The organism is Anaerobacillus sp. QJM3NY_32 (assembly GCF_056173645.1).
Window position 1 is genome coordinate 1,499,889 of record NZ_CM149684.1, and the last position, 21,782, is coordinate 1,521,670.

Below are 21,782 nucleotides of genomic sequence, written 5' to 3' on the forward strand. Positions count from 1 at the left end.
TAGTACAAATGAAAAAACGCTAGCAACTTGCTAGCGTTTTTTCTCGTTTTTTAATAAATAGCTATCCTTTCATGTATCGGCTTTTTCTAACTGCTCAATTGTTTCCTTTTCAAGAAATTCAGAGGCTGGAATATCTAATGCTGTTGATATTCTTAGGAGTGTTTGAACGTCTGGCTGATAATGATTTTCTTCTATTTTCTGCATAAGCCCCGCCCCAATCCGTACTTTCACCGCTAACTCAGAAATGGATAAATTGGCTGCCAAACGGTGCTTACGTATTTTGTCTGCTGTGTTCATCTTTCTCAACCTCCTCAGAAAGTACTTTGCTGCCTCTTACAACAAATACATCACATGTGGCGTGACGAGTAATATGTTCAGAAACGCTGCCCATAAGCAATCTTTCTACGCGATTCATCCCTGTTGCTCCGCAAACAATTAAATCTATCTTATTTTGTGGAGCGATCTTTCTTGCAATTTTTGCTTTCGGGGATCCATATTCAATAACTGTATCAACATTCGAAATTCCTGCCATTCGTGCTTTTTCTTCGTACTCCTTTAATAGACGCTTTCCAAAGTCTTCTGCTCGTTCCGTTGCGATATCGTAAAGTTCAAAAGTTGAGAAATTTCTCGTATCAATGACATGAGCAATCAGTAGGGAAGCCTGGTCTTGAATCGAAAGTTCTACAGCTTTGGAAAAAGCAATCTCGGCTGAATCAGAACCGTCAACAGCAACAAGTATGTTTGAATGCTTTGTGCTCATTCTAATACCCTCCCAATAAAAACTTTATTTCTTAGCTTTATTGTATAGCGTCTCATTTGTCATTACTGTGAGATATATCACTATTATGATGAAAATATTCTATATCAAGGAAAAACTGCATAAACTTAAGTTGACAAAAATGCATTCATGCGATAGTTTTGTGCTAAGGAAACATTTGTGGTTAGAGGAATATTGACTAGCTGATATGAGATGTTAAAAAATTTTTGTTTACAATTTGCCTTAGGGAAAGAAATGTTTATCTGGTAAAAAACAAAGACGTTAAGCAAATGTTTTTCGTTAAATTGAAATGGATAAGCACCTTACAGAAACAACGCCCATACGTTAGGTAAAGGGAAATGGTGCCGGTATAAATAGAAAAAGAGAGGTTGGTAAATGTGAAAAAGTGGTTAGGATTTGTTTTCGGTGCAGGATTATTTTTGATCGTGATGTCGGGGTGCAGTAGTACTGAGACAACCAAAGACGGTGAAGGAAAAATTAACGTGACGACAACAATCGGGCAAATTGGAGACATTGTAGAAAACATTGGTAAGGACCATGTGGAAGTCGATTCCTTAATGGGTCCAGGTATTGATCCTCACTTATATAAGGCCTCACAAGGAGACATTAATAAGCTATCGAATGCAGATGTCATTTTCTATAATGGTCTTCATCTAGAAGGGAAAATGGGCGAGATATTTGCGAAAATGAAGGGAGAAAAACCAACCTATCCTGTTGCAGAAGCTATTCCTGAAGAGAAGCTATTAATCACTCAGGGAAGTTCAAAAGCCGTTGATCCTCATGTGTGGTTTGATATTGATTTATGGAAATATGCTGTGCTAGAAATTCGCGACGGATTAATTGAATATGATCCCGAACACAAGGAAGATTATGAGAAAAATGCAGAGGAATATTTAGAAGAGCTAACTAAGCTACAAGAAGAAGCACAATCAAAATTGAATGAAATCCCAGAAGAGAGTCGTGTTCTTGTTACGGCCCACGATGCATTTCAATACTTCGGTCAGGCATATGGCATGGAAGTGAAGGGGCTGCAAGGATTAAGTACAGATTCAGAATATGGGCTTAGGGATGTTCAAAATCTTGTGAATGTATTAGCAGATCAAAATATTAAGGCTGTATTTATTGAAAGCAGTATCTCAGAACGTTCGATTAATGCAGTCGTTGAAGGAGCAAGAAAAAAAGGTCATGAGGTTGAAATAGGTGGCGAATTGTTCTCAGATGCGATGGGTGAGAAGGGTTCACCTGAGGGGACGTATATAGGTATGTATCAACATAACATTGATACGATTGTGGAAGCGTTGAAATAGGATAAGAAGGAGGTAGGGATATGAATCCAATTAATGTATCAAATTTAACGGTAGCCTATGACCGTAAGCCTGTACTTCAGGAAGTAACGGTTGAAATGCCAGAAGGAAAGTTAATAGGCGTTGTTGGTCCAAATGGTGCTGGTAAATCAACGTTAATCAAAGCTATTTTAGGGTTAATTCCAACAGCCTCGGGATCTGTAGAAATTTACGGAAAATCATATCGTACTCAGCGAAAACTAGTTGGATATGTACCACAGCGAGGATCAGTGGATTGGGATTTTCCTACGAATGCTCTTGATGTCGTACTGATGGGAAGATACGGGCACATCGGCTGGTTTAAGCGGCCTGGTAAGAAGGATACTGCTATTGCTATGCAGGCGCTTGATAAAGTGGGCATGAAAGAATATGCAAATAGGCAGATCAGTCAACTATCAGGTGGTCAACAACAGAGAGTGTTTCTTGCAAGAGCCTTAGCACAGGATGCAACAGTTTATTTCATGGATGAACCATTTGTTGGCGTTGATGCTGCTACTGAAAAAGCGATTATCTCACTTTTAAATGAGCTGAAGGCACAAGGGAAGACCGTCCTTGTTGTTCACCATGATTTGCAGACAGTGAAGGAGTATTTTGATTGGACCCTTTTGTTAAATAAAAGAAAAATTGCGCTCGGTCCTACAGATGAAGTATTTACAATTGAAAACTTACAAAAAACATATGGTGGAAGACTATCATTTCTTGATTCTGAGGTCAGCACACCATTTGTAGTTCAACCTTAAGGAGGGAGAATAATGTTAAATGAGCTCCTCCTAACGCTACAGGATGCAAATACACAGTGGGTGCTATTTGGTACAATTCTTCTTGGAGTAGCAAGTGGTGTCCTCGGTAGTTTTGCCCTTCTTAGGAAACAAAGCTTAATCGGTGATGCTATGGCGCATGCAGCACTTCCTGGGATTTGCATTGCATTTCTACTTTATGGAACAAAATCGATTGGCTGGTTTTTAGTAGGTGCTGCGATATCTGGCTTACTTGCAACCTACTTTATTCAAGCTATTATTAACCATTCACGTATTAAAGAAGACACCGCGATTGGATTAGTACTCTCAGTGTTTTTTGGGTTTGGAATTGTCTTATTAACTAAAATCGCTCAATCTGAAAATGGTAACCAGAGTGGTCTTGATGACTTTATATTCGGTCAGGCAGCATCGCTTGTAGGAAATGATGTTCGAGTTATTTCGGGAATTGCAATCGTGCTTCTCGTGATCACCTGGCTACTTTTTAAAGAATTGAAGCTATTTACCTTCGACCGCCAATTCGCAAAAGGAATTGGATTACCTACAGGGTTTCTTAATGCCTTATTGATGACACTAATCGTCAGTGCAGTTGTGATAGGTTTACAAGCAGTGGGAGTTATTCTAATGGCCGCTATGCTCATTACTCCTGCAATATCTGCAAGGTATTGGACCGATCGACTTGATCGGATGGTTATAGTAGCGGGAACAATTGGTGCTTTATCAGGAATTCTTGGCACGATATTAAGTTCTATGGCAAACCGACTTCCGACAGGACCCGTCATCGTCATTGCAGCAACGGTTATTTTCTTAATTTCTCTCGTTTTTGCTCCAAACAGAGGGCTTTTATCGAAAGGTTTAAAATTGTATCGCGTTCGTAAAAGTGTTGCTAAGGAAACCGTTTTTCAAACGATGTATGATCTTTCTGAAGAAGTTAGCTTATCCACTACGAATTTTGCGTTCACTATAGCTCAGCTTGAAGAAAGAAGAAAAATGCCACGTCGCAAACTAGAGTCGATTCTACATCAGCTTCAAAAAGAAGGATACGTCTTCCAGCCAGTGATCGGCAAATGGCGCCTTACTGAGTTAGGTGCTTATAAGGCGCATGAAATTACAAAGAACAATCGACTATTCGAGATTTACACTATGTATGAAATGAAATTTGCTCATCTTCAATCAAAAACAAACGATGAGTGGCATTATAAAGAGCTTCCTCCAACAGCCGTAGAAGATCTTACTCGATTAATGGATGTTCATGAACGGGCGCTTAAGTTAAACCCGGCTCATTTTGCTAGAGGAGAAAAGTATCATGTCAAAGCACCTTCTCAAAGCACAAAAAAGCGTAAGAAGGAGGTGAATTCCTCATGAGTTATGGAGCATGGATTATGCTTACAGGTTCTTTAGTGGGAGTATCGTGTGGGATCATCGGGTGTTTTTTAATATTACGTAAAATGGCGATGCTTGCTGATGCGATTAGTCATACCGTTTTGCTAGGTATTGTATTGGCATACCTCGTAAGTCATTCACTAGAAGGGATCTATATGCTGGTTGGTGCAGGGATCATAGGTCTATTGACTGCTTTTTTAGTGCAGGTCCTTCATTCAAGCGGTGTGCAATCTGATGCCGCTATCGGTGTAGTGTTTACTTCCCTATTCGCATTCGGAGTTATTCTGCTGTCAGCTTTTGCTAGTAAAGTACACCTTGATGTTAACCACGCCCTTATGGGAGAGATTACCTTTATTCCGTGGAATACGTTAACAATAGGTGGAGTGGACCTTGGACCTTCTGCGGTCTGGATGCTTGGAAGTGTTCTGGTGATTAATCTTATTTTGATCCTCACGTTTTATAAAGAGATTAAGATTAGCTCGTTTGATCCTGCAATGGCTACGGCTATTGGTATTCCAGTTATGTTCATCCATTACCTACTTATGTCGATGGTTTCAATAACGACGGTTGCTTCTTTTGATAGTGTTGGGGCTATTCTCGTCGTAGCCATGCTTATTGTACCGGGAGCTACAGCATATTTATTAACAGATAAATTACTTGTTATGTTAATCATCAGTGCAGGTGTTGGCGTAGTTGCAGCGATCGGTGGTTATTATTCCGCGCTCGCTTGGAATATTTCGATCTCAGGTTCTATGGCATCGATTGCTGGAATGATATTTGCGATCACATTTATCCTTTCACCGAGACACGGTTTATTATCTAAAGTCATAGCAAGGAAAGGAATTATCGCAGATCAGTCTTAATCATTTAACGCGATGAATCGCAAAAGAAATGATTCAAAACTATATGAAAATTATGTGATCTGTAGTATAGTAAAGAAATGCGATAGCTTGTGTCCACAAGACTATCTCCTCAATTAGTAGCCCTGTAAGCGAATGCTGGATTCGCTTACAGGGCTTTTTTTAATTGAGTGGATTTTTTCTGTCATCATCTTGATTTCTAGAATAATGATACATTCGAGGGAATGCTTCCTCAAACGTAAAGTAAGGATTTAACGGATTCACGAAGTGTACGAAATTCAACTTTCCTATAAATGGATAAGCAGAATCGTAATCTTTTAGGTTGAAAGTAAGCATTAGTGGGAATAGAAAGAATGGATAAATGATATGAAAGATTGGAAGGAGATTAACAATGGACACTGGTACTGCGGCGAAACACAAAGCAAAACAAGCATCAAATGATGTGAAACCATGGATAAGAGGATTAGCAAGAATGGGGTATGCAGCCAAAGGAGTTGTTTACTTAATCATTGGGATCTTAGCTCTCCAGGCAGCATTTGGGCCAGGAGGTAAAACGACTGATTCAAAAGGTGCTTTCGCTACTATTGCAGGAAAGCCATTTGGTGAAGCACTTCTATGGGTTCTCATAGTTGGGTTAATCGGTTATTCCGTATGGAAAGGTATCCAGGGAATTAAGGATCCAGATCATTATGGTAACGATACAAAAGGCATATTAATTCGAATTGGATTTGTTGGCGCTGGTATTATTCATTTATTTCTTGCTTATAATGCGGTTTCTATTATTACAAGAGCGGGAAGTTCATCTTCTGGCAGTAAACAATCAATGTCTGCTAAACTATTAGGACAGCCGTTTGGTCAATGGATAATTGGATTTATTGGATTATGCTTAATTGGTTTTGGTATTTATCAGGTTATTCGTGGGTACAAGAAATCCTTTATGAAACAGCTTAAGCAGTATGAAATGCACGATCAAGAAGAATGGTGGGGCAAACGTGCTGGACAAATCGGACTTGCAGCACGAGGTGTTGTCTTCACGATGATGGGCGTATTCTTTATTCAGACAGCGATTACTGCTAATCCAGATAAAACGAAGGGGCTCGATGGAGCGCTTTCAGAATTAGCTAAACAGCCATATGGTGCTATCTTGCTTGGACTAGTTGCCATTGGATTTATCGCTTACGGCATTTTTATGTTTGTAAAAGGGAAGAATAGAAGAATGCAAATTTCTTAATTTATGGAGTATTGAAGAAGGTGAATCAACTGAATCAGACGACACTTGAAGAAGCAAGAAATGGAATTAAACAGAATCGTATGTACTTTTTGTACTTGTATGGAACAAATTGCTCTGTATGCCATGCTCTTTTGCCTCAAGTTGAGGAAGTATTAGAGGATTTTCCACAAATTATACGAGAGAAGTTAAATGTTCATGAAATTCCAGAAGCAGCAGGCGCCTTTTCTGTTTTCACCATCCCCGTACTTTTGTTATATGTGGAAGGAAAGGAAAGCATTAGAGAAGCGCGATTCGTTAATATTGACTCCCTTCGTTCATCGATCAATCGAATTGTTACGATGTTAGATTAGCCTAAAAACACTCATTAAGAGTGTTTTTTTGTTTTATCTTTATTATGAGTTGAAAACCATATACAGGAGAATGGAAAATTCAGTATACTGAACATAATCCAATGTGAAAGGAAATATGTGAAGTACGAATGAATGACTCGAAGCAGTTAACAACCACTTCAGAAACATCTCTATTTATTGTTCTCCTTGTCTTTAGCATACTTACTTATGTAGTTCTGTTTTTCTCAGTAATTGGAATGGCGATTATTGGCGTTTTATGGTTTATATCTTTTTTTAGTCACGGCTTGTTTATAGGAAACATTCGTAGTAATGGCGTTAAAATAACGGGATACCAGTATTCACATATCGATCAGAGAGTACGTGATTTATGTGAACGAATGGAGATCGAGAACGTTCCAGACGTCTATGTCATTGAGTCGGCAGGCATGCTGAATGCATTTGCAACAAGGTTACTAGGTAGGAACATGGTCATTCTTTATTCTGATATTTTTGAGTTAATTGAAGAAAACGCTGAAGAAGAAGTTACGTTTATTATTGCTCATGAACTCGCCCACATTAAACGAAATCACATTTTAAAACAACTTCTGCTTTTACCTGGAAATGTGATTCCGTTTCTTGGATCTGCTTATTCTAGAGCGTGTGAATATACGTGTGACCGAATGGGAGCTTACTACATAAATAGTGGCGAGAGGGCAGCAAATGGTTTAATTATTCTTGCCGTTGGAAAACGGCTATACCAGAGTGTGAACAAAGACGCTTATATAACACAGCTTCAATCTGAGAAGAGTTTTTTTGTTTGGTTAAGCGAATGGCTTTCAACTCATCCCCCTTTACCGAAAAGAATTGCTGCTGTAGAGTCGTTTATGGAACTGAGGAAAAAGACTCCATTTCCTGCTCCTCGTAAGAAATTAGTAATCCTTTCACTAATTATGCTTATGCTCTTTATCGGTGGAATAGGAACAGCCGTAATGGCAGTAGAAGTTGTTATTCCTTCGATCTCATCAGCATTCGAAGATGAGTTTGCGTTATTTGACGAGGCTACTGGCGTGACACCTCTTATGGAAGCCATAATTAATGAAGATGATCTCGCCTTTCAGTCTCTTATAGATAAGGCTGATCTTGAAGCAACTGACTCAGATGGCTGGAATGCTTTACATTATGCAGCTGAGCATTCAGAAAATGATAAGATGTTTCAAGCGCTCCTTGATCGTGAAATGAATCCAAATGCCGTTGATTTATATGGGACAAGTGCCTTAATGATTTCGGTTCAAAATGGCTATGTTTCTAAAGTGAATCGTCTATTAAAGGCAGGTGCTGATCCAAACATGGCGGACATTGATGGCTGGACGCCTCTTATTTATGCTGCTTATATGGAACCTTATAATCGGAATGAAATGTATAATCTACTCCTCGCAGCTGGGGCAAATCCCGCTATGCAAGATGAAGAGGGGTATACTGCAATTGACTATGCACGAGATGCGGGAAATGAAGAAGATATAAAAATTTTGTCTCAATAATGATAGATTCATAGGAAATTTAGTTTTGTGGCACGAATGATTATTAATAATGAAAGGTGGAGATTGAATGAAAGATGCTCAATTACTAAAACAATTTACTTTTTGGCGATATCGAACACTCCAGGCGCTTGATGCTGTTACAGAGGAGCAAGCAGATGTTCTTCCTGAGGGTTTTACGAACACAGTGCGATGGAATTTAGGCCATGTACTTGTCACTGCAGAATTTGTTTTAGATCGTTTTACAGTGATGGAGAAGAGCCTTCCAATAAACTATTCCGCATTATTTAAAGCTGGTACAAGACCTGGTGATTGGACGGAAGAGCCGCCGTCACTTACTGAGATAAAGCATTACTTAATCGAGCAGAATAAAAGAATAAGTGAGTTAGAAGGAGAACTGAGCGAGTCCCTTCAAAGTGAATTTTCTATTGGTTCCTACCTTACACTTGAAACAGTAGGAGAACTTATTCTGTTTTTAATGAATCATGAAAATCTTCATTTAGGGACAATTAGTGGGATTAAACGTGCTCAGGGTATGAAAGAACTGTGGAAAAAACAAACTGTATGAGTACAGCTTAAAACACGTGCAAAAGCACGTGTTTTTTGTATTTTTTATAACTTACTACAAGAAATATAGAATATATAACCTGTGATTTGTGCAATTCACAGGTTTTTTTAATTTTCTAAAAAAAGGTTGAACCTTTTTGGAAAGTTGTTATATAATACTAACAAATAAAATAAATTGTATTATAACAGATGGAGGGAAGCAAAAATGGATTGTTATACGTGCTATGGAAATGGTGAATTGGAATGTCCGCATTGTCATGGAAAAGAAAGAAAAAATGAAGGGTGTCACCACTGTGAAGGTGAAGGATGTGTGGGATGTCATCGCTGCAACAGTAGCGGCAGACTTGAATAGGAGGGGATGTTGTGCTGGATGAAACTTTAGAAAGCGCTTACGATCAAAAAAACCATTTACTAACTCTTGAAGCGATGGTGTTTCTAGAAAATCTTCAACGTCATTCACAGTCAATACAGCAATTAATGCAAGCAGAATTAAACAGAGAAGATTTCTTTGAACAAAAAATTCTCTTACCTGAAACGAAATCAATCCGTGAAGCGAATTGGGAAGTTAAACCAGTTCGGAAAGATTTACAAGATCGAAGAGTCATCGTGAAACAATCCATTATCGACATTGTAAATGGTGCTTCAACAATTAATGCTGGGGCAAATGTACTTATTGCAGACTTTTCGGATGAAGCAATGTCTTATGATCAGCGTATGGGAGCAGCGCAAAATCTAAAAGGACTTATTCAGCAAGAACGAGTTAAAGAGAATGTATATCCTACGGCCTTCATGATCGCAGTAAACAGTAGAAAGAATGAAGATAACTATAGTGGTATAGAAATTCCAGCTAACCTTATTGATTTTGGACTTTATGTTTTTCATAATACGACTGAATTATTGAAGCATGGTTCTGCTCCATATGTTTGTTTGAAAGGAATTTCTTCTTATCGAGAAGCTAGCTATTGGAATAACATTTTTTCTTTCACAGAAAAGGAAATGAATCTCTTTCAAGGAACGATCAAGGCCACTGTCACAATTGATCAAAACAATATGAACCAGACTGAGGAAATACTTTATGAATTACGTGATCATTGCGCGGGTCTTCATTTTGAATCTGAAGGTGTTGAGAGCATAAACGATTTAACGCGGTTTGTGATTAGCGTAGGACATAAGCGAAAGACACATGTCATTGTGGAAGAAAAGATGATGAAAAATAAAGATCGCGATGATGAGAGAAATGTGAATGGGGAAATGTTTGGACGGGGGACACGGGAAGTAATTGAAGGGTTTGATGGAAAGTGCATCACAGATACTAATCTGATTCCAATGATGAAGGCGATTTGGAATCACTATATGCCTGAACCGAATCAGATTTGGAAAATAAGGCATGAGTACTCGGCATTTGATAGCTTGAATCATTCGAAAGTGATCTAAGAAAGAAGCATGACCAAATACCAACATATCCAGGGGGAAATAATGATGACAAAGCAAACAGCAGAAACACTTCAAGAAAACTGGAACCAGGACCGTTTTAAAGGAATTGAACGCCCATATTCACCTGAAGAAGTTTTGAAATTACAAGGATCCGTTCAAATCGAGTATACTCTTGCGAAAAGAGGTGCTGAACGACTCTGGAAACTTGTGAATGAAGAGAACTTCGTCAATGCGCTAGGTGCCCTTACTGGTAACCAGGCTGTTCAACAGGTGAAAGCTGGCTTAAAAGCCATTTACTTAAGCGGATGGCAAGTAGCCGCAGATGCAAATATGTCGGGGCAGATGTATCCAGACCAAAGCTTATACCCTGTAAATAGTGTTCCACAAGTCGTAAAGCGAATTAATCAAGCTCTTCAAAGGGCGGATCAAATTGAACATTCGGAAGGAATTCATGAACGTGATTGGTTCGTTCCAATTGTTGCTGATGCAGAAGCAGGTTTTGGTGGTGCGCTGAATGTGTTCGAACTTATGAAATCAATGATTGAATCAGGTGCAGCAGCAGTACATTTTGAAGATCAACTCTCATCAGAGAAAAAGTGCGGGCACCTTGGAGGTAAAGTTCTTCTGCCAACACAGCAAGCTGTTAAAAATTTAATTTCTGCACGCCTCGCAGCAGACGTTATGGGAGTGCCAACGTTAATCATTGCGCGAACAGACGCTAACGCTGCGAATTTAATTACGAGTGATGTTGATAAATACGATGGTGAGTTTTTAACAGGGGAACGCACTCCTGAAGGCTTTTTCTATACGAAACCAGGTCTTGATCAGGCGATTGCAAGAGGCCTTGCTTATGCACCATACGCTGACCTTATCTGGTGCGAAACGTCTGAACCTAATTTAGAGGAAGCTCAGAAATTCGCAAATGCCATTCATGAACGTTTTCCTGGAAAATTACTAGCTTACAACTGTTCGCCTTCATTTAATTGGAAAAAGAAACTCGATGATGAAACGATCGCTAAATTCCAGCGTGAATTAGGTAAGATGGGCTATAAGTTCCAATTTGTTACGCTTGCTGGTTTCCATGCTCTTAACCACAGTATGTTTGAACTTGCAAGAGACTACAAAGATAATGGAATGGCTGCCTATTCAAGACTTCAGCAAGCTGAATTTGCTAGTGAGGCAGATGGTTACTCTGCGACAAGACACCAGCGTGAAGTTGGAACGGGTTACTTTGACGCTGTGTCTCAGGTCATTACAGGAGGAACTTCGTCAACGACTGCTTTAAAGGGTTCCACGGAGGAAGAGCAGTTTACTTCAACGAAATAAGAGAAAAAACCGGCTGAATTCAGCCGGTTTTTTGTGTGGGATTCGTTTAAATAGTGGAAGTGGGTCAGAAAAGCTGCTAGACATCGGTAGTATTAGAGTGAAAGGCACTTATTTCCGCGATAATTCATTGAATTCCGCGAAAAGTGATCACAATTCCGCGATAATCCAAATATATCCGCGGAAATAGGATTAATTCCGCGAAATCGGTTTTTTAGATCAGGCTGCAGCGCCTGCCGGGTCTAATCGGAGGCTTCCGTTTTTCGATGTCTAGCTGCAGCCTCCAGACCCTCGGTCACTTCACCTTTTCATCCGAACACAAAGACCGTGTTCATATGAAAAGGTTCCAGTGCCTGCCGGGTCTAAACGGAGGCTTCCGTTTTTCATGTCCAGCTGCGCGGGCCAAATCCTCCGGCTGTTTCGCCCTTTCGATTGAGACAAAAAGCGTCTCATTCGAAAGGGCTCCAACATACTGCGGATTTAGGCGGGCCCGCTCCGCTTTTCATGTCTAGCTGCGACTCGCAGAAACTGCGATATTTCGCTCTTGAACCAGAACACAAAGGGCGTGTTCTAGTTCAAGAGCTCCAATATCTTCGTTTCTAACCGCTCGTCTCCGCTTTTCGATGTCTAGCTGCAGCCTCCAGACCCTCGGTCACTTCACCTTTTCATCCGAACACAAAGACCGTGTTCATATGAAAAGGTTCCAGTGCCTGCCGGGTCTAATCGGAGGCTTCCGCTTTTCATTATTTATACTTAATTCCTGATTCTTCTACTATTCCGCCTTCATTGGCTTCGACTAGGAGGTCGAGGGCTTTGTTGAGAACTTGTTTGTGCTGTTCTCTGTTGTTTGGTTGTCCTAGTGCGCTGCCCATTGGAAAACGGTTGTAGAGGGAGCGTGGAATGTTAACGTATTCGCTTATTTCTTTAGACATTGTCAAGGAAACTGTTGGGATTCCGTGTTCTTCTAATATGCGTGCGATCAGACCGACCGACTGTTGACAGACTGGTCAGGAAGGCACCAACAAAGCGAAGTCTACGTTTTCCTTCAATAACTTCTGAGCCACCTCTTGTGCTGTAACCGTTTTGAGTGGGTGAGGTGTAGGGATATATCCCATAAAGCCATAGTGATTTTCAGCGAGTTCTCCAATTCTTCCTTCTTCTTGAAGTTCTTTCATTGTATCAAGAGGGAATTGGATGTTGGCATCCTGTATCACTTTTGAGTGATCATAGTGCTCGTGAGCAAATGATACATTATTGAGATCTGTATTTACGGGAATTTCTCTGTAAGAAGGATCACCCAAACCAAAGTTATCATTAAATGGTTGTTGCCCTTTTACATATACACCACCAGTAGCAATAATAGCGCCTTTCGCTTTGCTAAGGTCTTTAGTGAATGGTGTGAATGGGGTCGACTCGTTCTTTTCAAACTTAAAAGAAGGGACCCAATTTTGTTGCACCGCCTGTTCGACCTTTTCAATCATGCTAACTCCTCCTTCTCATTAAAATTATGTTGCCTTTTTGTTTTAGCATGTATACAAAAAAAACAAAAGTAAAACGTCTTGGACAGCATAATTTCCTCAAGTATGAAATACGATGGTTAGTAAATGAAGGAGGAGGGACAGGCCGATATGAATCAGAGAAGAAATGCCTATAAACAATGATTATTCGATTCTTCACTTTTCTAATCGGGTTTGGTCTGTCGGTTGCAGGTGGTGTTACGTTAATTCTAGAGCTCAATCTGATTATTATTGGTCATAGTCTTCTTGACTATTTTGCGTATATATCGCAGACCCCAGAGCTGTATCTATTTGCTTCTGGCGTTTTTGTTGTATGGGTAAGCGTATATTGGCCTAGAGCATAGGCAGTAAGAATTATGATTTCTCCGCTAATGTCCCTTCCCGATTGAGAAACTCCTCATACCCTATAATGTAGGCAACTATCATGATGGCCAAAAGGAAAGGGAGGAGACACATGAACCATTATCTCCCCATTCAGGGGGATTTTTATAGTGCTTATCCTGACACAAGGAATTATTATGGACTGAGACAGTATGACTACCAGCGGCCGTATCCGTTTATTGGAGGTTTTGCAGGTGGGCTTGCCGGAGGTCTTGCCGGAGGATTATTAGGAGTTTTATTAATACCGGGTATATATGGTGGATATCCTCGTCCACGACCCGGATATCCCTGTCCTGGTCCGGGATATTGCCCTCCAGGTTATGGACAGCCGGGATACGGAGCTCCAGGGTATGGCCCACCAGGATATGGCCCACCAGGATATGGCCCTCCGGGTTATCCTGGCGGACGACCGCCATATGGACCATATAGAGAATAGGATTAAAAGCAAAGGGAGAACCCTTTGCTTTTTTTCTTTATTTTAGCTTATAGTATTGTTTTTTCTTTTTTAGAAGGAATTCCACTTTACATTTTGAGCTTTACGAAATCGTTTGTTAACTTCCTTCCAATTAACGACATTCCACCAGTTTTCGATGTAGTTTTTTCGGTTGTTTTCATATTGTAAATAATAAGCGTGTTCCCAAACATCAAGAGCTAGAAGAGGGATGACATCCCACTGGCTTAAGTTTTGGTGTTTTTCAGCTTGAAGAATTTCAAGTCTTCTTGATACAGGTGACCAGACAAGAATGGCCCAACCTGACCCTTCTACTTTAGCAGCAGCATTTGTGAATTGTTGCTTGAATTGGTTGTATGATCCAAAGCTCTTTTGAATCTCAGGTAAAATTTCTCCCTCTGGCTTCCCACCGTCTGGGCTCATGATTTTCCAAAATAAAGTATGAAGATAATGCCCAGCTCCATTGAAAGCTAATTCACGTTCCCAATGTTTTATGAGAGCATAGTTATCCTGTTGTCTTGCTTTCTGTAATTCAAGTTCTGCTTTGTTTAACCCATCTACATAGCTTTGGTGGTGAAGGTCATGATGCAGCCTCATGATTCTTTCACTAATGTAAGGCTCGAGTGCATTGTATTTGTATGGCAGAGAAGGTAAGGTATGTCCTCCTATAGGAACGGATGAATCTTGTAAGTTACGCCACTGCTTGTATAACGAATTGGCCATCTTATATAGGTCTTCTTCATTTGACCCATTCACATCGACATTTTCCTGAACCGCCGCTAACCATTCTTCAGTTTGAATAAGTAGAGAAGAGTTTACTCGTTCATGGAGGTTACCTTCTAAAATGTGATTTCGGAATTGGGAGCCCCACTCAAGCAGTTTTACTGACAATCCACTCACTCCTTTCTAGACGTTATTACTATATGAATCTTGTTAACAAATTGTTTCAATCTCTTAATAAATGTTTTTAATATGAAACATTTGGGTAACACCTCTCTATGGAGTTTGACGCTAAGGGGGATCATAATGGGGAAAAATATCAATGAAGAACAACATACAGGTAAGCAAGAAGGTCGAAAAAAAGGGAAACGTTTTGCTAGGAATGTCCTTTTAATAGGTGCTTTCTTGATGGTTTTTGTATTAACGTTTGGGGGTTATCAAACTTACGCCTATATTAATGAAGCACCAAAGCTTGAAGAAAATAAACTAAGTTTACCGCAATCATCTACTTTATATGATGCAGAAGGAAATAAAATTACAGACATCGTAGGCGAAGAGCATCGAAATATCGTTTCATTTGATGAAATCCCTGAACATGTTGTAAATGCCTTCATTGCAGTTGAGGATGTAAGATACTGGGAACATAATGGAGTGGATTTAAAAAGAATCGGCGGAGCTGTCGTCGCCAATATTCAAGATGGGTTTGGAGCAGAAGGTGCGAGCACGATTACGCAACAAGTTGTTAAGAACATGCTTTTAGAGCCTGATAAGACAGTGAAACGCAAAGTTCAGGAAGCTTACCTTGCGATGGAATTAGAGAAACAGTATTCCAAAGAAGAGATTCTTGAGATGTATTTAAATAAAATCTATTTTGGACAAGGGGCATATGGAATCGCAACAGCTGCGAATACCTACTTCAATAAGTCACTTGAAGAGTTATCAACAGAGGAAGCAGCATTATTAGCAGGTTTGCCTCAGCGGCCATCAGGATACGATCCATACAAACATCCGGACATTGCAAGCGATAGAAGAGCTACTGTCCTAAGTTTAATGGAGCAGCATGGATTTATCTCTGAACAAGAACGGAAAGAAGCAGCTTCTGTTCCTGTAGAAGATTCAATTGTGGATCAACAAAGTCAGTCGACAACCAACGATGCTTTTATCGATCAGGTCATTGATGATCTTGAGAAAGCTGGCATTCCTGAAAACGCCCTTTATTCAGGGGGATTAGAAATTTATACGACGCTTGATCAGAATGCTCAGCAGATTGTAGATGAAGCACTTACCACAAATAAAGTTGTTGAATACCCAGATGAGCAGTTTAGAGCAGGGGTTTCCCTAATTGACACTCAGTCCGGTGCGATTAAGGCTATTGGTGGAAATCGTCAAACGGGTGAAGATGATGTGCAAAAAGGATTTAATTATGCCACTCAATTAGAACGGTCCCCAGGCTCCACGATCAAGCCAATTCTTGATTATGCTCCTGGAATTGAAAATCTAAAATGGTCAACGAATCAACAGTTTATTGATGAAGAACTTGAGTTAAACGGTAAAGAATTTAGTAACTGGAACGACGAGTTTCAGGGCAGTGTTTCTATACGAGAAGCACTTCAGTGGTCTTATAATATTCCTGCTATTAAAGCATTTATGGAAGTGGGGGGCGAAGAAGCTCAAGCATTTGCGAAAAAACTTGGCATTTCAATTGATGAAACGTATCCTGCCTATGCTATCGGTGGTTTTGCTGGAGGAATTTCTCCTCTACAACTATCAGGCGCATATGCCGCATTTGGTTCAGGCGGAACTTTCCATGAGCCCTATAGTGTTGAAAAAGTAGTATACCCGAATGGTAAGGAGCACCAGCTATCCTCTAAATCTGAAAAAGCGATGAGTGAAGGAACTGCCTACATGATTACAGACATGCTCCGGACGGTCGTGGAAGAAGGAACTGGCATGCAGGCGAAAATTAAAGGTTTGGACGTAGCCGGTAAGACGGGCACGACAAGTCTTGATGATGGTATTAACGGTGATGGTGTATCAGACGCCTGGTTTTCTGGATACACGTCTAACTATACTGCTTCCATTTGGACTGGATATGATAAAACGACTCAAAATTCCTTTATTCATAAAGAAGACGATGATATTGCGAAGTTGCTTTTCCGTCACATCATGAGTGAAGTATCGAAGGATAAAGACACCGCCTCATTTGAAAAGCCGGATTCAGTTGAAGAGATTGAAATTGATAAGACAACAGGCTTACGTGCAAATAAGGCAACACCTTCGTCTAGTATAATTAAAGAGCTTTACTTTAAAGGAGAAGAGCCGAAAAAAGCACCACTTCCAAAACCGAAAAAGAAAACTTCATCAAATGAAAAAGATGAGAAAGACGATACATCTACAGAATCTACTAAGAAGAATTCCAATAATTCCAATGATAAAAAGAAGTCAGAGGATAAAGTAGAGAAAAAGCAGAAGGATGAGTCCATAAAAGAGGAACCAAAGGCTAAGCCGGAAGAAAAGAAAGAACCAAAAGAGCCTCAAGAACCGGAAAGATCAGACGAACAAGAACAACAAGAACCTACTGATCAGTCCGAAGAAAATGAAGAGCCTGTAACGGATGACTCTGCTAATACTAAAACTGACAGTTCAGAAGACGGCGAAGATGATGCTAATGCTAACACTGGTAATGAAGAGAATACCAATAATGATGGCGGTAATGAAGGAACCCCAAGTAATACGGGTGACGCAGAAGAGGGAGGTAATCAAGAAGGTTCAAATAATGACCCTCCCGCTGATGGAAATGATGAGGGCACGAGTGAAGAAACAAATGAAAACTCTGCAAATGATAGTGAAAATAGCGAGGTAAGTGATTCGGAAGAAAACACTAGTGACACATCGGACACTTCTGATCAAAGTGGAAGTCAAACTTCTGAAGAGAAAGAAACTTCATCAGCTGATGCGAATCAATCGAAGGAAAAAGAAACAACAGAAAAGTAGAAAATACTGTAAATATCCTGAAACTGTGACCAATTTAACAGTTTATAGAATGAACCTCCATTATGATGAAGAAGGAAATGAAAATTCATCATATGGAGGTTTTCATTATGAAAGCAGCAATTGTACATGCCTTTAGAGAGCCACTTTCAGTAAAGGAAGTAGAAAAACCTGTTATTGGACACGGAGAAATATTAGTACGCATCAAAGCATGTGGTGTATGTCATACCGATTTACATGCCGCCCATGGTGATTGGCCAGTTAAACCAAAACTTCCGCTGATCCCTGGTCACGAAGGAGCTGGTATTATTGAGGCAGTAGGGGAAGGTGTTACGCACTTGAAGATAGGAGATCGAGTGGGTGTCCCATGGCTCTATTCCGCTTGTGGTCACTGTGAATACTGCCTAACGGGACGTGAAACACTTTGTAAAGAACAGCAGAATGCGGGCTATTCAGTTGATGGAGGATATGCTCAATATTGTAAAGCCGATGCAGATTATGCTGTCAAAATACCTGATCGTCTTAGTTTTGAAGAAGTAGCTCCTATTTTCTGCGCCGGCGTTACCACTTACAAAGCTTTAAAGGTAACTGAGGCTAAGCCTGGTGAGTGGGTGGCTATTTATGGTATCGGAGGATTAGGGCATGTCGCCGTTCAATATGCGAAAGCAATGGGGCTTCACGTCATAGCAGTTGATACGCACAGTGAGAAATTAATACTTGCAAAAGAACTAGGTGCAGATCTTATTGTTAATCCAGTTGAAGAGAATTCTTCTGAATTTATCCAAAGAGAGGTTGGTGGAGCGCACGCTTCCGTTTGTACAGCTGTTTCTAAGCCTGCTTTTAGTGAAGCTTATGCGGCAGTTAGACGAGGAGGCTCCGTAGTTGCTGTTGGACTACCACCTGAAGAAATGCCGATACCGATTTTTGATACAGTATTAAATGGCATTAAGGTCATTGGATCGATCGTGGGCACGCGAAAAGATTTAATGGAAGCTTTGCAATTTGCAGCTGAAGGTAAAGTAAAAACAATTATTGAGACTCGCCCACTAGAAGAGATTAACGAAGTTTTTGAGAGTCTAGAAAATGGCGATATTAATGGAAGAGTTGTGATCACGTTCGACTGAAAAAAACCGCCGTCGGCGGTTTTTTTATGTTGGGGGAGCAAGAGGGACAAATGGTGTTAATTCAGAAGTTTGGGCTGTAGATAGTTCAGGAGCAGGTTCAGTGTATCCACCTGTATTATAGAGATTTGATAGTGGTTTTATAATACCAGCGCTCCCAATTTGCAGGACTGAGGAATTCGAAATTCCTTCGACTCTAAGCTGATGAATAACGATGTTTTGGTTCACAAAGAAATTCACGAATCTTCAGCTCCCTAATTGTTTGCGGTAATGTTTTCATCCGCAACATCCGGGTCTAGTGAATTCGTTAAACTAAATCCGTTGTTCACGACATGAAAATCCCCTGTATTAAATGCACCTGAACCAGCGTATGTTTTTGAAGTTGATTTTGGTGTTGTGTTAAAACTATCCCCGAAGTTTACTACTCCACCCGCGCTATTTATCTTAACTGGTCCTACGATTGAAGGCATTATTGAACACCCTTTGAGTTGTTATAAAGTATAGTATGTGATCAATAAAGGATCCGTTCAATTTATTCTTCATCATCGTAAGGATTAGACAAATATTCGCGATTATGTTTCACCCTTGCCTCCGTCTTAATCTGTCTTGTAGAACCAACTTGTAAAACGGAGGAAGCAGCGATCCCAATGACGCGAATGCTCCCAACTTTAATAATGGGGTTTTCGTGAATAGTGCATTGCTCGATGTTCTCAGTAAGCAGCGGGAGAGGTAGTAGTTGGGAAAACATCGGATATTCTGATAAATCTTCTACTTCATTCCCATTAAAAATAGGAAATTCACGCTGTAAAGCATAAATTTTAGTCTCGGGAGTCACTTGATTGCTGTCACCAATTTGCACAACTGCTGAACTATCGACTGACGAAACAAGGATCCAATTGACGAGGGAGGATCGACTATTCATAGGAAATTCCCCTTATGATGACGCTAATGGAACAAATGGAGCTGAGATAATTAACGATTCCGGCGGTGTGTCGAAAATAGATGAGCAGACGATAGATTCTGTGTCTCCTACAAGAAACACAGAAGAACTTGCTACAGCTGTAATATTAATATGCCCTACTGAAAGTCCTCGATTTATGACGGTATATTTCATTTGGAATCAGTCCTTCCAGGTAAGTTTTTTAGAAAAGCCTCCATGCCATTAGTAATGTCTCGCTTTAATTTGTTCGTTACTTCTTCGACTAGTTGCTCTGTGCTTGACTCAGGCGAACGGTTGGATTGTTGATTAACATAATAGTTAATGCGCTGATCTAGCTGTTTTTGAATATCATTTAGGATGAAGTGACGGTAAGGATCATCAAGAGGATACTGATATTTTTTCTCTAACTCCCCTAGATGTTGGATAGCTCCTTTTTTCATGTAGGAATGAATGTTTTGCTGAATGGATTGAATGGCTTCCGGAGGTATGTTGCTTGGGTTCATTCCATTTCCCCCGTTTACTGTAAAGTCATCCAGAACATCAGCTCCTCCGTTTGGAGTTAAGCCAATATTTAACGTTCCATCAAGCCTTTCAATTTTTAATTGATCAAATTTATATTCGATTTTCTCAATGTTGGTTTTAGGAGCTTTCGATAACTCATGGCAGCTATTTCTTAAATCATCCACCATATCTTCAAGCATTTTGATTCGATTGTTTTGTTGTTCAATGTTTTGTTGCATCCGTTGCAAGATCGCATAGAAATTATCGGTTGGATACATTGACAATCAACTCCCGTATCAAAATGTTTATTCCACCAATAAAGGGTCACTCCCCAAATCTTAGGTAATCCAACCAGGTATCACTCAATATCTTTATGGTCCGATGGATAGAAGACTTTACACTATCGTATGTTCGATAGCAAAATTAGGTGAATGCCCTGCTAAATATTCGCAACAACATTTTGGTCAGCAATATCACTATCGTTAACGGTAGTGACGCTGTAATTACTATTTACGTTTAAGCCATCGCCTGTATTAAACGAACCGCCGCCCGCAAAGGTGCGTATTGCACTTGTTGGAGACACAATAAATACATCGCCGACGTGGAAAACACCGCTGCTTCCAATGGAATTGACTTTAATAGCTCCAACGATTGCCGGCATTTTTTCACATCCTTATTAATGGATTTCACTTATTACTGTATGCGGAACAATAGCGTATGTTCAAAGCTTCTAGCTTTGGTCTATTTACCGCATACTTCGCCTGCATCGTAGCAAACTTAAAAGCTCTAAATTATAAAAACACTTCTACATCTAAACTATTATTCAGTAACAAAACCACCTATAAGAATTTTTTAATAAGTCATATGACGTTGGATCAGCAAATGAATAATTTATATCTTTCAGTAAAAAATAGGCAGGTTAACAAATGAATAGAAGGGAGTTTTTATAATGAAATGGATGTTGAATTTACTATTCATGCTAGCGCTTTTTGTCGTGCTTTCTCCTGAGGGTTTTGCAGCTGAGAAAAGTGATGCCAATGTGCGTGTTATTCATGCTTCACCAGATGCGCCGTCTGTCGATATTTATGTAGATGGTCAACCTGCTTTTGAAAAGGTTTCGTTTAAAGATGTGACAGATTATGCTGCTTTAACACCTGGTGAGAAGACGATTCAAATTTTTGCCTCTTCTGCTAACGGGGAAGGTAAACCGGCCCTTGAACAAAAATTAACTGTGGAATCAGGAAAAAACTATTCCGTACTTGCGATCGGTAAACTTGAGAACCTTGCCCTTAAAGTATTAGAAGATCAAAAAGGTTCAGGAGAAAAATCGGGATTGAGAGCTGTACATGCTTCACCGAACGCTCCAGCTGTTGATATTGGTGTGAAGGATGGAGATGCTCTTATTAAGAATCTCGCTTTTACCCAAAACTCTGAATATCAAATGGTCGATCCCGGGACATACAATTTAGAAGTTCGAGCCGCAGGATCTGATAAGGCTGTTCTTGATCTTCCTAACTTACCTGTTGAAGCAGGTGTGAACTACACAGCTATCGCCATTGGCTTATTGGATGGGGACCCCCCATTAAATGTTATTCTTCTAAAAGATGGGAAATAATAAGAAG

General features: G+C 40.0%; 26 protein-coding genes. 16 read left to right on the forward strand and 10 right to left on the reverse strand.

Annotated elements, in window-relative coordinates; genetic code table 11:
* Positions 1–69 precede the first annotated feature (69 nt).
* Together AC0VYH_RS08055 and AC0VYH_RS08060 are read right to left on the reverse strand one after the other, a co-directional pair.
* Positions 70–297, reverse strand: a complete 228-nt coding sequence (locus AC0VYH_RS08055) for a helix-turn-helix domain-containing protein (protein ID WP_475368820.1) — start codon at positions 295–297, stop codon at positions 70–72.
* Positions 272–760, reverse strand: coding sequence for a universal stress protein (locus AC0VYH_RS08060; RefSeq protein WP_430242229.1), 489 nt, complete (start codon positions 758–760; stop codon positions 272–274). Before AC0VYH_RS08060 ends, AC0VYH_RS08055 begins: the two co-directional genes overlap by 26 nt.
* 395 nt (positions 761–1,155) lie before the next feature.
* Here AC0VYH_RS08060 and AC0VYH_RS08065 point away from each other — a divergent pair, with 395 nt between their 5' ends.
* The 11 genes from AC0VYH_RS08065 to aceA all read left to right on the forward strand — a co-directional run bounded on the left by AC0VYH_RS08065 (position 1,156) and on the right by aceA (position 11,541).
* Entirely contained in the window at positions 1,156–2,085 is a 930-nt protein-coding gene (locus tag AC0VYH_RS08065; RefSeq protein WP_475368821.1) for a metal ABC transporter solute-binding protein, Zn/Mn family, read from the forward strand.
* Positions 2,086–2,105: 20 nt separating this feature from the next.
* Positions 2,106–2,861, forward strand: coding sequence for a metal ABC transporter ATP-binding protein (locus tag AC0VYH_RS08070; protein WP_430242224.1), 756 nt, complete (start codon positions 2,106–2,108; stop codon positions 2,859–2,861).
* A 12-nt stretch (positions 2,862–2,873) separates the two neighbouring features.
* Positions 2,874–4,241, forward strand: a complete 1,368-nt coding sequence (locus AC0VYH_RS08075) for a metal ABC transporter permease (RefSeq protein ID WP_475368822.1) — start codon at positions 2,874–2,876, stop codon at positions 4,239–4,241.
* Complete coding sequence (locus tag AC0VYH_RS08080; RefSeq protein ID WP_475368823.1) at positions 4,238–5,122, forward strand: metal ABC transporter permease; 885 nt, start codon at positions 4,238–4,240, stop codon at positions 5,120–5,122. The genes AC0VYH_RS08075 and AC0VYH_RS08080 overlap by 4 nt, the downstream gene beginning before the upstream one ends.
* Before the next feature lie 388 nt (positions 5,123–5,510).
* A complete protein-coding gene (locus tag AC0VYH_RS08085) occupies positions 5,511–6,350 on the forward strand; it encodes a DUF1206 domain-containing protein (RefSeq protein ID WP_475367124.1) in 840 nt (279 codons plus the stop codon).
* A gap of 20 nt (positions 6,351–6,370) precedes the next feature.
* Positions 6,371–6,700 (forward strand): thioredoxin family protein, encoded by a 330-nt coding sequence (locus AC0VYH_RS08090; RefSeq protein WP_430242216.1) that lies wholly within the window; start codon positions 6,371–6,373, stop codon positions 6,698–6,700.
* Between the two features lie 128 nt (positions 6,701–6,828).
* Complete coding sequence (locus AC0VYH_RS08095; RefSeq protein WP_475368824.1) at positions 6,829–8,217, forward strand: M48 family metallopeptidase; 1,389 nt, start codon at positions 6,829–6,831, stop codon at positions 8,215–8,217.
* A gap of 67 nt (positions 8,218–8,284) precedes the next feature.
* A complete protein-coding gene (locus AC0VYH_RS08100; RefSeq protein WP_475368825.1) occupies positions 8,285–8,782 on the forward strand; it encodes a DinB family protein in 498 nt (165 codons plus the stop codon).
* A 136-nt stretch (positions 8,783–8,918) separates the two neighbouring features.
* On the forward strand, positions 8,919–9,155 hold the full coding sequence (locus tag AC0VYH_RS08105) for a hypothetical protein (RefSeq protein WP_475373628.1): 237 nt from the start codon (positions 8,919–8,921) through the stop codon (positions 9,153–9,155).
* A complete protein-coding gene (locus AC0VYH_RS08110; protein ID WP_475373629.1) occupies positions 9,145–10,215 on the forward strand; it encodes an aldolase/citrate lyase/malate synthase family protein in 1,071 nt (356 codons plus the stop codon). Before AC0VYH_RS08105 ends, AC0VYH_RS08110 begins: the two co-directional genes overlap by 11 nt.
* A gap of 45 nt (positions 10,216–10,260) precedes the next feature.
* Positions 10,261–11,541 (forward strand): isocitrate lyase, encoded by a 1,281-nt coding sequence (gene aceA, locus AC0VYH_RS08115; protein WP_475368828.1) that lies wholly within the window; start codon positions 10,261–10,263, stop codon positions 11,539–11,541.
* Between the two features lie 1,004 nt (positions 11,542–12,545).
* Here aceA and AC0VYH_RS08120 read toward each other — a convergent pair.
* Complete coding sequence (locus AC0VYH_RS08120; RefSeq protein WP_194221092.1) at positions 12,546–13,019, reverse strand: glycine/sarcosine/betaine reductase selenoprotein B family protein; 474 nt, start codon at positions 13,017–13,019, stop codon at positions 12,546–12,548.
* A 176-nt stretch (positions 13,020–13,195) separates the two neighbouring features.
* On the opposite strand from AC0VYH_RS08120, the gene AC0VYH_RS08125 reads away from it, so the two are divergent.
* Together AC0VYH_RS08125 and AC0VYH_RS08130 are read left to right on the forward strand one after the other, a co-directional pair.
* A complete protein-coding gene (locus AC0VYH_RS08125) occupies positions 13,196–13,399 on the forward strand; it encodes a YuzI family membrane protein (protein ID WP_430242204.1) in 204 nt (67 codons plus the stop codon).
* 110 nt (positions 13,400–13,509) lie between these two features.
* On the forward strand, positions 13,510–13,872 hold the full coding sequence (locus AC0VYH_RS08130) for a hypothetical protein (RefSeq protein WP_475368829.1): 363 nt from the start codon (positions 13,510–13,512) through the stop codon (positions 13,870–13,872).
* A gap of 69 nt (positions 13,873–13,941) precedes the next feature.
* Here AC0VYH_RS08130 and AC0VYH_RS08135 read toward each other — a convergent pair whose 3' ends face one another.
* Positions 13,942–14,733, reverse strand: coding sequence for a superoxide dismutase (locus tag AC0VYH_RS08135; protein ID WP_475367475.1), 792 nt, complete (start codon positions 14,731–14,733; stop codon positions 13,942–13,944).
* A gap of 180 nt (positions 14,734–14,913) precedes the next feature.
* Here AC0VYH_RS08135 and AC0VYH_RS08140 point away from each other — a divergent pair, with 180 nt between their 5' ends.
* Together AC0VYH_RS08140 and adhP are read left to right on the forward strand one after the other, a co-directional pair.
* Entirely contained in the window at positions 14,914–17,601 is a 2,688-nt protein-coding gene (locus AC0VYH_RS08140) for a transglycosylase domain-containing protein (protein ID WP_475373630.1), read from the forward strand.
* A 107-nt stretch (positions 17,602–17,708) separates the two neighbouring features.
* Positions 17,709–18,722, forward strand: coding sequence for an alcohol dehydrogenase AdhP (gene adhP, locus AC0VYH_RS08145; protein WP_475367132.1), 1,014 nt, complete (start codon positions 17,709–17,711; stop codon positions 18,720–18,722).
* 24 nt (positions 18,723–18,746) lie between these two features.
* On the opposite strand, the gene AC0VYH_RS08150 is transcribed toward adhP, so the two are convergent.
* The 6 genes from AC0VYH_RS08150 to AC0VYH_RS08175 form a co-directional block, all read right to left on the reverse strand.
* Positions 18,747–18,959: a spore germination protein GerPB gene (locus tag AC0VYH_RS08150; RefSeq protein WP_194221097.1), complete on the reverse strand. Its 213-nt coding sequence runs from the start codon at positions 18,957–18,959 to the stop codon at positions 18,747–18,749.
* Between the two features lie 14 nt (positions 18,960–18,973).
* On the reverse strand, positions 18,974–19,189 hold the full coding sequence (locus tag AC0VYH_RS08155; protein ID WP_194221098.1) for a spore germination protein: 216 nt from the start codon (positions 19,187–19,189) through the stop codon (positions 18,974–18,976).
* A 62-nt stretch (positions 19,190–19,251) separates the two neighbouring features.
* On the reverse strand, positions 19,252–19,641 hold the full coding sequence (locus AC0VYH_RS08160) for a spore germination protein GerPE (RefSeq protein ID WP_430242199.1): 390 nt from the start codon (positions 19,639–19,641) through the stop codon (positions 19,252–19,254).
* Between the two features lie 12 nt (positions 19,642–19,653).
* Complete coding sequence (locus AC0VYH_RS08165) at positions 19,654–19,833, reverse strand: spore gernimation protein GerPD (RefSeq protein ID WP_194221100.1); 180 nt, start codon at positions 19,831–19,833, stop codon at positions 19,654–19,656.
* A complete protein-coding gene (gerPC, locus tag AC0VYH_RS08170; RefSeq protein WP_430242197.1) occupies positions 19,830–20,438 on the reverse strand; it encodes a spore germination protein GerPC in 609 nt (202 codons plus the stop codon). Before gerPC ends, AC0VYH_RS08165 begins: the two co-directional genes overlap by 4 nt.
* A 161-nt stretch (positions 20,439–20,599) precedes the next feature.
* Positions 20,600–20,821: a spore germination protein gene (locus AC0VYH_RS08175; protein WP_194221102.1), complete on the reverse strand. Its 222-nt coding sequence runs from the start codon at positions 20,819–20,821 to the stop codon at positions 20,600–20,602.
* Positions 20,822–21,109: 288 nt separating this feature from the next.
* Here AC0VYH_RS08175 and AC0VYH_RS08180 point away from each other — a divergent pair, with 288 nt between their 5' ends.
* Entirely contained in the window at positions 21,110–21,775 is a 666-nt protein-coding gene (locus AC0VYH_RS08180) for a DUF4397 domain-containing protein (protein ID WP_430242195.1), read from the forward strand.
* Positions 21,776–21,782 lie beyond the last annotated feature (7 nt).